Source organism: Henriciella pelagia (genome assembly GCF_002088945.1).
Classification (GTDB): domain Bacteria; phylum Pseudomonadota; class Alphaproteobacteria; order Caulobacterales; family Hyphomonadaceae; genus Henriciella; species Henriciella pelagia.
Genome location: NZ_NCSU01000003.1, coordinates 158,990 through 167,862 on the forward strand (window position 1 = coordinate 158,990; position 8,873 = coordinate 167,862).

Genomic DNA, 8,873 nt, shown 5'->3' on the forward strand with positions numbered 1-8,873 from the left:
TCTCAGCGCTCAAGCAGGGTGAGGCGGAAGAGGGTTCCTTGCGGCCCGGTTCTGACCAGCAGCAAATCGCCCCCCATGGAGCGGGCAAGGTCTCGCGAGAGGGCGAGGCCGAGACCTGAGCCATCCTTGCGGGTGGTGCTGGCAAAGGGCTTGAACAGGTTTGACGCCGCCTTTTCAGAAAGGCCGGGGCCCGTGTCGGCGAAGTCGATATGGCCATTGCTGGCGCTGACCGTGATTGTCCCGCCATCGCCCATCGCTTCGGCAGCATTGCGGATGAGGTTGGCGGAGATGCGATGCAGGTGGTCGGGATCGACCTCGATGCTGGCGGCCGGGTCGGTCTCATTCCTGAAGGATATTTCACGGGCCTCTGCGAGGGCCTCGAGGGCGGCTTCCTCGATGGCCTGATGCAGCCGGACGGGCTGGATCTCCGCGCCCGGCATGGTCGATCGGCCATATTTCAGTGTGTCGCTGGCGAGCTTGATGGCGCGTTCGAGGGCCCGCTCCAGGCGCGGCGCGGCGCGCTGCACGCGAGGGTCATCAGATGTCGAGAGCGCGTCGGACGCAAGCTGAGCGGTGGCGAGCGAATTGCGCAAATCATGATTGATCTTGGCGACGGCCTCGCCGAGCTGGGCAAGTCGCTCTCGCTGGCGGAATGTATCGGAGACGGCGCTTTCCATGTCGGCCAGCGCGTTCTGGGCGCGGCCGATCTCATCCTTCCGCGAGGTCGGCGAGAGGCGCTTGGTCCAGCTGCCCGGGTCTTCGCGGAAGCGGATGACGGATTCGGTGACGCGCTTCATGGGGCGCACGACGAGCAGGAAGAGAAGAAGGTAGATCAGCGCCCCTGCGGTCAGAGAAATCAGCAGCGACAGCCAGAAGACGCGCCAGCCGAAGGCGGCGAGGCCTTCCTTGAGTGGGGCTTCGGGCAGGATGATCTCCAGCGTGCGACCAGGCGCAGAGCCCATGGCGCGCACGATGAGGAGGCGGCCGTCTTCGGCGTGCCAGGTGTCGATGGTCTGCATGATCGAGCCCATCATGCCTTCGTCCATGAGATCGACCATCTTCATCGTGCCGGCCAACGGCATGGCCGGGGGAAGCAGTTGTTCGCGCATGTCTTCGCTGAGTTCGGCAACGGCCAGCACTTCGGCGCGTTTGAGCAGGTCGTTGGAAAGCTCATCCGACACCATACGGCTTGGCGCGGCCTCGAGCGACAGGGCGGCAATGCGCGCGGCCTGCACCCGCTGGTCGAGCCAGTTGGCGCGGTAATTCGCGGCGCTCGGCAGGAAGACCAGGAATTCAACCAGCAGGATCACGAAGATTGTGACGAGAAAAAGCCTGACCGACAGGCTGTCGAACAGGCCGGACCGGCTCCTGCCGGAAGAAGGTGTCGCTGCGTCAGCCACGCGCAGGGAGATAGGCTAGGGGATGCGCTGAAGCAAGCTGACAAGCGTCCGCGCGGGCTTGCCGAAGACTGTGTCCGTGAAGTGCGCGCTGGCGGCGCGTTTCACCACTTCGGTCCGCGTCGGATAAGGGGAAATGAAATTGGTCAGTGACTGGACCTTCATGCCGTTCGACATGGCATAGGTCACCAGCTGGATGATATCGCCCGCGCCCTCGCCGACAATCGACGCGCCGACAAGCTTGCCCTTGCGGATAATGAGCTTGCACTCGCCTTCGGTCTTGCCCTCGGCGATAGCGCGGTCATTTTCGTGGAAGGAGAAGCGGGACACTTCGATGCTGTCACCATATTCGGCGCGCGCTTCCGCCTCCGTCAGGGCGAGCTGCGCGACCTCGGGGGAGGTGTAGGTGACCGCCGGCAGGGGGAGTGATGAGGATTTGCTGCCCTGCTTGAACAGGGCGCGGCGCACAAAGACTGAAGCGTGCCAGCCGGCGAGATGCGTGAACTGCCCCTTGCCGGCAACGTCTCCGAGCACCCAGACGCGCTTGTTGGAGACAGAGCGAAGCTTGTCCGTCACGAGGATGCCCTGCCGGTCTGTCTCGACATTGCCAGCCTGCAGGGCGAGGCCATCAGTGACGGGCTTGCGGCCTGTCGCAACGAGGAGGTGGGAGCCGGTCAGCGTCTTGCGGGCGCTCTCATCCTCGACCTCGAGCGAGAAGACGCCATCGGCCTGCGAGACGGAGACGGCCTTGTGCTTTTCCAGGATGGTCACGCCTTCCTTGCGCAGGGCGGCAACGGCAATCTCGGCATGATCCCTGTCGGACCGGGCGAGGGCCTTGTCCATCTCGATCACGGTGACGGCCGAGCCGAGGCGTGCGAAGGCCTGCGCCATCTCCATGCCGATGGGCCCAGCGCCAAGGATGAGCAGGTGTTCGGGCAGCGATTTCGTCCAGAACACGGTCTCATTGGTGAGGTAGTCGACGGTGTCGAGGCCGGGAATGGGTGGTATGGCAGGGACAGAGCCGGTCGCGATGATGATCCGGCGCGCCTGCACGACCACGCTCTTCGAGGCAACGGTGTTGGGGTTCGTGAAGTGAGCGTGCTCGCGAATGACGGTGACGCCGAGGCCTTCAAACCTTTCCTGGCTGTCGACCGGGGCGATGGTGTCGATGGCCTTGCGGATGTGTTGCTGGACGCTCGGCCAGTGGGTGACCGGCTCTACTGTGGTAATGCCATAGGTGCTGCTCTCGCGGGCGGCGGCGGCGTACTTTGCAGCCGACAGGAGCGCCTTGGATGGCACGCAGCCGGAATTCAGACAGTCTCCGCCCATCTCGCCTTTCTCGAACAGGACGACGTCCAGACCGAGCATGGCCGCGCCGGCCGCTGCGGACAGGCCGGCAGAGCCTGCGCCAATGACGACCAGGTCAACCTTCATCTGTGTGGGCGCATCGGTTTTCACTGCGCGGCTTTCTCCAGTTGGGCGGCCCTGCGGCCGGCGATCTTCTTGTACAGGACCGGTAGCAGCGCGACGGCGCCGAGCGCGAGGAAAGCCGGGAAGAAATTCCCGATGACATCGAACAGGGACTGCGTTTCGCCTGCATCGAAGGTCACCCCGAGGCTCGCTCCAATCCATGTATAGGCGACAACGCCCGGAATGATGCCGAGTGCCGTGGTCAAGGCAAAGTCCCTGTATTTCGCGCCGAGAAGCGCTGGCGCGATGTTGGCGACCGGGAAGGGTACGATGGGCAGGAGGCGCAGGGCGAACATGTAGGAGAGGGCGTTTTCCCGGAAACCGGCCTCCATCTTCTTTACGAACCCGCCGGCCTTGTCGCGCAGCACTTTTCCGAGCGAGGTCTTCGCGGCGAAAAACAGCATGCTGGCCCCTAGCGTTGCGCCGATGACTGTGGCGATGGACCCGCCGACCAGGCCGAAGAGGAGCCCGCCCGCAATCGTGATCCAGAGCGCGCCGGGCAGCATGAACAGGGTCGCGAGCGCATAGATCGCAATGTAGATCGCGAAGGCGAGAACCAGGTTTTCGGCGACGAAGGCCTGCAGGGTGGCGTTCTGTTCGCGCAGCGTATCAATGGAGAGATAGTCGAACAGGCCGAATGCCCATGCAGCGGCGATGCCTGCCACGATCAGGTAGAGCGGCCAGAGGCGGAGCCAGATCGATGGGCTCGCCTTTGGGAGTGTGTCGGTGTCAGTCTCGGACATCGGGTCCGGTCCCTTCCTTGCAGGATGTACCGGGTCTTCCGGTCTCGCTTCGTTCGTTGTTATATAGGCGGCTATCATGCTGCTGACAGCTCACGAGGCAGGGTGCAGCGATCAAACCACTGTGATCGGTGCGAGACTGGCATCCCTCCCTTGACCCTTGCCGCCTCAGCCTGTATCAGCCGCGGTTTCCGAATTCGGTCAACACAATTGCTTAAGGCGTAAGCCCATGAAACGTACATTCCAGCCTTCGCGTCTCAAGCGCGCCCGCCGCCACGGCTTCCGTTCGCGCATGGCCACCAAGAATGGCCGCAAGGTGCTCGCACGCCGCCGCGCCAAGGGCCGCAAGGTCCTGTCTGCCTAAGAGGCACGCGGGCTCCAGTGGGGTTTCCCCATGGCTGAGACATTGAACAAGACAGCTGAGGTCGTACGGCTCACCGTGCGGCCTCAGTTTCTTTTTGTGCGCGGTGGAGCGGCCGAGCGTCGCAAGAGCCTCGTCGTGCAGGCGCGTCAGCGACGCGGAGCTGATGCCACCCCGGCCACGATTGGCGCTGGTTTCACTGCGACAAAAAAGATCGGCAATGCCGTCATTCGCAATCGTTCCAAGCGTCGCCTGAGAGAAGCCTCGCGGCAATTGCTGCCGCAGCACGGGGTCGCCGGTGCCGATTATGTCTTCATTGCCCGCATGGACACCGCTGACATTGGCTGGCAGCGTTTGCTTGACGATATGGAAAGCGCGCTGATAAGCCTCGCCGCAACCTTGAAGAGGGGGTCTGGCGAGGGGCCGGGCCCCATTCCTTTATCTGAAGATCACGGACCGCCGACATGAATCAGGGGATGGACCCTCAGGACCAGCGCAATTTCATCATCGCCATGGTGCTGATGATCGCTTTCGTATTTGGCTATCAGGCACTGGTCATCAATCCGCAGCAGGAACAGCGCCGCGCCGCGCAGGAAGCCGCCGAAGCGCAGCAGGAACTGTCGACGCCGGAAACCAGCGAAGCCATCGAAGCGCCGCCGGCCATCGCCGCCACGGTCGAGGAGGCCCTGTCTGCCAATCAGCGCGTGAACTTTGATGCAGATCGCGTTGATGGCTCCATCCGCCTGACCGGTGCGATCCTCGATGACCTGCAGCTGAAGGACCATTACACCACGGTCGAACGCGTCAACGAGCTTCGCCTTTTGCGGCCGACCAATGCCGAGTACGGATACTATGCAAGCTGGTACTGGTTCGATGGCAATACGCCCGTGGCCGGGCCAACCTCGCGCTGGCAGCAGCAGGGCAATGGCACGCTGTCGACCGACTCTCCGATCACGCTGACCTTTGAGGGCGACGGCATCTCGATCGAGCGGACCATCAGCGTCGATGAGAATTACATGTTCACCTATTCGGACCGTGTCACCAATACAGGTTCGGAAGTCCGCACGCTGTCACCGCTCGGCTCGATCCGGCGGCATGGCGCGTGGAAGGATTTCCTTGAGGCAACCGACCCCGGCAGCTCGCGCACCGGCGGCATGGCCCATCAGGGCTTTATCGGCGTGTTCGATGGCAAGCTGACCTGGCGCAACTACAAGAACCTCGACAAGAACAAGGGCATCAAGGATGCCGACGACCAGGGCACGCGCCGCGCCAGTGACGGTGGCTGGATCGGCTTTACTGACAAGTACTGGATGACGACGCTTATCCCGGAGCAGCGCTATGAATTCGCCGGCCGCTTCCTGCGCCTGTCGCGCGAGACCGGACCTGTGCTGCAGCTGACGGCGGCAGGTGCCGGGCGCACACTGCAGCCGGGTGAGACCATCACCGTCTCCAACCGCATTTTCTCCGGTGCCAAGGAGAAGGCCGTCCTCGACGTCTATGAGCAGGCCGACGTGCCGCGCTTTGATGATGCGATCGACTGGGGCAACATTCTCTACTATGTCACCAAGCCGCTCTTTGCGCTGCTCTCCTGGCTGGAAGGCAAGGTCGGCACGTTTGGCTGGGCCATTCTCGCGCTGACCGTGATCGTGCGTATCCCGCTCGTGCCGCTGTACAATCAGTCCTACAAATCCATGGCGAAGATGAAGAAGCTCACCGAGCCGATGAAGGAGATCCAGGAGCGGTTTGCTGCGGACCCTCAGCGCCGCCAGCAGGAGATCATGAAGCTCTACCAGCGGGAAAAGGCCAATCCGATTGCCGGCTGTATCCCGATCCTACTGACCATCCCGGTGTTCTTCGCACTCTACAAGGTGCTGTTCGTGACCATCGAAATGCGCCACGCCTCCTTCTGGTTCATTGATGACCTGTCTGCGCCAGACCCGACGGCGATCGGCAACCTGTTCGGCCTGCTGCCCTGGGCCGCGGCTGACGTGAAGGCCATTCCGATCATCGGCCTGATCATCGGTATCGGCATCCTGCCGATCCTGTATGGTGTGACGATGGCCGCCATCCAGGCGCTGTCACCGCCGCCGACCGATCCGACGCAAAAGATGATCATGCGCTTCCTGCCGCTCATCTTCATGTTCGTCTTCGGCGGGTTTGCCGCCGGCCTCGTCCTCTACTGGGTGTGGTCGAACACGCTGTCGCTGATCCAGCAATACTTCATCATGCGCCGCAATGGGGTGGAGACGGAGCTGGACAAGCTGGTTGGCAGCCTCCTCGGCCGCAAGAAGGAAGACGCTTGAGCGAGACGCCTGAATTCTCCGAGGACATGATTGAAGCGGCCCGCGTCCTGTGCGCGGGCCCTTGCGATTTTGTGCTGGGCGCTGCCTCGCTGACGCAGCTGCCAGAGGCTGACAGGCCGGAGATCGCCTTTGCCGGGCGGTCCAATGTCGGCAAGTCCTCGCTGATCAATGCGCTGCTCAACCGCAAGAACCTCGCCCGCGCCTCGTCGGAGCCGGGCCGGACGCGGGAGCTCAACTATTTCGATCTCGGCGAGGGCAAGATGTGGCTCGTGGACCTGCCGGGCTTTGGCTATGCGAAGGTGTCGCGCACGCAAGCGCAGGAGTGGCAGCGCCTGACGCTTCGCTACCTGCAGGGGCGGGTAAACCTTCGCCGTGTCTTCCTGCTGGTCGATAGTCGCCGCGGGCTGATGGATACCGACCTCGACGTCATGAACATGCTGAACACCGCTGCGGTGACCTATCAGATCGTGATGACCAAGGCCGACAAGGTGAAGAAGACCGAGGCCGAGAAGACCCGCGCCAAGGTCGAGGCGGCGCTGAAGAAGCATCCGGCAGCCCACCCCGTCATCCGCGTCACCTCATCGGAAAAAGGCTGGGGCCTGCCGGAGCTGCGCGCCGAAATCCTGCAGCTGACGCTCTAGTCGCCCGCCATTTCTGCTTCGATTGCCGTGCGCGCCTGGCTGTACAGAGAGGCAATGGTGGATGCGGTCACGAGCTTGTCCCTGCAGCCTTCGGAAAACTTGCCGTACTCGGCCAGCGCATTGAACAGGATGGTCGGGTCGCCGGGGATGACGTCATCGAAGAGCTGGCGACCGGATTTGTGCGCCGCTGAGGCGGAGGCGCGGTCGAGCTGCTGGGATGGATCCTCCGCAATCGACTTGATCTGGGCAATCGTACCCTCGAGCGAGGCCCCTGCGGCGATCTGCTTGTCGACGATTGTGGGGTCCCTGACGAGGGGGCGGATCGCGATATAGCCGTCAAGGGCGCCTTCCCATCGGCCAATGCACCACATCACATCATCATAAGCTTTCTGGGTCATCACGGGATCGAGACCTGTCGGGGCAACTGATTGGGCTGCTGCGAGCGGCATGCTGATCATGGCGATGGCCGCAGCGAGAAGTGTTTTCAACATGAATGCCCCCATCCGGTTGTGCCGAGTCAGCTGCCTTCTGTAGCAGCCATTGCGTGAACCGCCAGTACCGTGCGCAAATTTCGTTCTGTCATCGGGACAGGAATCCATTTTTCGATCTGGGCAACCAGTTTTGACCTGCCAATGCCGTCCGGCGCGTAGAGGTAAAACACGTCGTCGATCAGCTCAGTGCGCTCGGACTTTGCTCTCAGGTCGTAGATCGCATCGAGATCGGCCTTGTGGCCGGGTGCTTCGGCGAGAAAGAAGACGTGCACGGTTTTCGGATCGTTCTGGGCTTTCGTCGCGAACGGATTGTCGGCGATGGCTCGGCTCAGCTGGTCTGCGGAGCGGACATGGCTGCGCGGGGCAAAACCGAACGCGCCTTCGATCAGCTTCGTCACGGCCTTGCCGACGGCATCTGCAGATGCGTGCGACGAGCGGAAGACGATGTTGCCGCTCTGGATATAGGTCTGCACGTCTTCGAAGCCGGCCGCCTCCATTGCATCGCGCAGCGGCTTCATGGGAAGCTTGTTATTGCCGCCGACATTCACGCCGCGCAGGAAGACGACCCACTGGTTCATGAGAGCATTATCGCTCAGTCATCGTTGCGGTGGGTTATAATCACTTCATCAGGCTGGCGCGGGCCATCATAGGCGCGGTTGCGTTCCCAGCCATTCTCGCCCCAGGTATAGGCTTCGCCGCGACCATTCACTTTCAGGGATGAGGAGGTGTAGGAGCCATCCTCAGTGTCGCCGAACATGTCGGCATAGCCGTCGCCATTGGTGTCACACTTGTAGAAGCTGCCGATATGGGCGCAGTCATTGTAGCCGACCCACTGGTCATTGGCGACGGTGTATGGCGAGGCTGCGTAACCATTGCCGTAATACGAGGAGGCGTAAGGCTGGCTGTAGGACGCTTCGGCGAGACCCTGGCTGAGACCGGCGGATATGGCTTCCAGCTCAGCGGTTGTGCAGCCGGCCAGAGACAGGCCGATGAAGCCCGCCAGACCTGCGGCTGATGTGCTGCGACGTGCGCGTGCCCAGTGCGTTTTCATGGTGGTCCCCCCATCCAGCTTGCGGCGTGTCGTCAAGGCTTTAGCTGATCCCGCCTGACCGCAGGATGAACGGATTGTCACAAACATCAAGAAGGGATCGGGGCGGCCCTCCGGCGTTCGACGCTAATTCTTGTGAACGCGTCCGCCTTCAGACCCCTTCGGTCCGCCGCGAAGCTCCTTGCGTGCACGGTTGATCTGATCGCGATTGCCGCGATTGCCTCTCTGGCCATTTTCACCGCCGCGATTGCCCCGGTTGCGACCCTGATCTCCACCGCCGCGGTTGCCACGCGGACGGCCCTGATCGCCGCCGCCGCGGTTGCCTCTGTTGCGGCCTTCATCGCCGCCGCGATTGCCGCGATTGCGCCCCTGATCGCCGCCTCGGTTGCTGTTGGCGTAGTCGCGTCCGTCACGGTTGCCGC

11 protein-coding genes are annotated in these 8,873 nt (G+C 62.6%); 4 read left to right on the forward strand and 7 right to left on the reverse strand.

The window, feature by feature from the left end; genetic code table 11:
- Positions 1–2: 2 nt before the first annotated feature.
- Genes B8746_RS00910 through B8746_RS00920 form a run of 3 tightly spaced genes read right to left on the reverse strand, consistent with a single transcriptional unit; the run spans position 3 to position 3,610 of the window.
- Entirely contained in the window at positions 3–1,400 is a 1,398-nt protein-coding gene (locus B8746_RS00910; protein WP_233123773.1) for a sensor histidine kinase, read from the reverse strand.
- 15 nt (positions 1,401–1,415) lie between these two features.
- Entirely contained in the window at positions 1,416–2,855 is a 1,440-nt protein-coding gene (locus tag B8746_RS00915; protein WP_233123776.1) for a dihydrolipoyl dehydrogenase family protein, read from the reverse strand.
- Positions 2,852–3,610, reverse strand: coding sequence for a TVP38/TMEM64 family protein (locus B8746_RS00920; protein ID WP_084391370.1), 759 nt, complete (start codon positions 3,608–3,610; stop codon positions 2,852–2,854). The genes B8746_RS00915 and B8746_RS00920 overlap by 4 nt, the downstream gene beginning before the upstream one ends.
- A 226-nt stretch (positions 3,611–3,836) precedes the next feature.
- Here B8746_RS00920 and rpmH point away from each other — a divergent pair, with 226 nt between their 5' ends.
- The 4 genes from rpmH to yihA are packed head-to-tail and all read left to right on the forward strand — an operon-like array spanning position 3,837 to position 6,912.
- Entirely contained in the window at positions 3,837–3,971 is a 135-nt protein-coding gene (gene rpmH, locus B8746_RS00925; protein ID WP_084391371.1) for a 50S ribosomal protein L34, read from the forward strand.
- 30 nt (positions 3,972–4,001) lie between these two features.
- Positions 4,002–4,436 carry a ribonuclease P protein component gene (gene rnpA / locus B8746_RS00930; protein WP_084391372.1) on the forward strand — a complete coding sequence of 145 codons (435 nt, stop codon included), beginning with the start codon at positions 4,002–4,004 and terminating at the stop codon, positions 4,434–4,436.
- Positions 4,433–6,271, forward strand: a complete 1,839-nt coding sequence (gene yidC, locus B8746_RS00935; protein WP_233123778.1) for a membrane protein insertase YidC — start codon at positions 4,433–4,435, stop codon at positions 6,269–6,271. The genes rnpA and yidC overlap by 4 nt, the downstream gene beginning before the upstream one ends.
- A gap of 26 nt (positions 6,272–6,297) precedes the next feature.
- Positions 6,298–6,912, forward strand: coding sequence for a ribosome biogenesis GTP-binding protein YihA/YsxC (gene yihA, locus B8746_RS00940; RefSeq protein ID WP_198943682.1), 615 nt, complete (start codon positions 6,298–6,300; stop codon positions 6,910–6,912).
- On the opposite strand, the gene B8746_RS00945 is transcribed toward yihA, so the two are convergent.
- From B8746_RS00945 to B8746_RS17035, 4 genes are all read right to left on the reverse strand, one after another.
- A complete protein-coding gene (locus B8746_RS00945; RefSeq protein WP_143434495.1) occupies positions 6,909–7,403 on the reverse strand; it encodes a hypothetical protein in 495 nt (164 codons plus the stop codon). The genes yihA and B8746_RS00945 overlap by 4 nt on opposite strands.
- A gap of 26 nt (positions 7,404–7,429) precedes the next feature.
- Positions 7,430–7,981, reverse strand: a complete 552-nt coding sequence (locus B8746_RS00950) for a DUF1697 domain-containing protein (protein WP_084391375.1) — start codon at positions 7,979–7,981, stop codon at positions 7,430–7,432.
- A 14-nt stretch (positions 7,982–7,995) separates the two neighbouring features.
- Positions 7,996–8,454, reverse strand: a complete 459-nt coding sequence (locus tag B8746_RS00955; protein ID WP_143434496.1) for a hypothetical protein — start codon at positions 8,452–8,454, stop codon at positions 7,996–7,998.
- A 123-nt stretch (positions 8,455–8,577) separates the two neighbouring features.
- A partial coding sequence (locus B8746_RS17035; RefSeq protein WP_198943680.1) for a hypothetical protein occupies positions 8,578–8,873 on the reverse strand: 296 nt, incomplete at its 5' end.

Coding starts and splice junctions, on each gene's coding strand:
- B8746_RS00920 (WP_084391370.1), bottom strand. CDS start 3,610: ATGTCCGAGACTGACACCGACACACTCCCAAAGGCGAGCCCATCGATC.
- rpmH (WP_084391371.1), top strand. CDS start 3,837: ATGAAACGTACATTCCAGCCTTCGCGTCTCAAGCGCGCCCGCCGCCAC.
- rnpA (WP_084391372.1), top strand. CDS start 4,002: ATGGCTGAGACATTGAACAAGACAGCTGAGGTCGTACGGCTCACCGTG.
- yidC (WP_233123778.1), top strand. CDS start 4,433: ATGAATCAGGGGATGGACCCTCAGGACCAGCGCAATTTCATCATCGCC.
- yihA (WP_198943682.1), top strand. CDS start 6,298: ATGATTGAAGCGGCCCGCGTCCTGTGCGCGGGCCCTTGCGATTTTGTG.
- B8746_RS00945 (WP_143434495.1), bottom strand. CDS start 7,403: ATGTTGAAAACACTTCTCGCTGCGGCCATCGCCATGATCAGCATGCCG.
- B8746_RS00950 (WP_084391375.1), bottom strand. CDS start 7,981: ATGAACCAGTGGGTCGTCTTCCTGCGCGGCGTGAATGTCGGCGGCAAT.
- B8746_RS00955 (WP_143434496.1), bottom strand. CDS start 8,454: ATGAAAACGCACTGGGCACGCGCACGTCGCAGCACATCAGCCGCAGGT.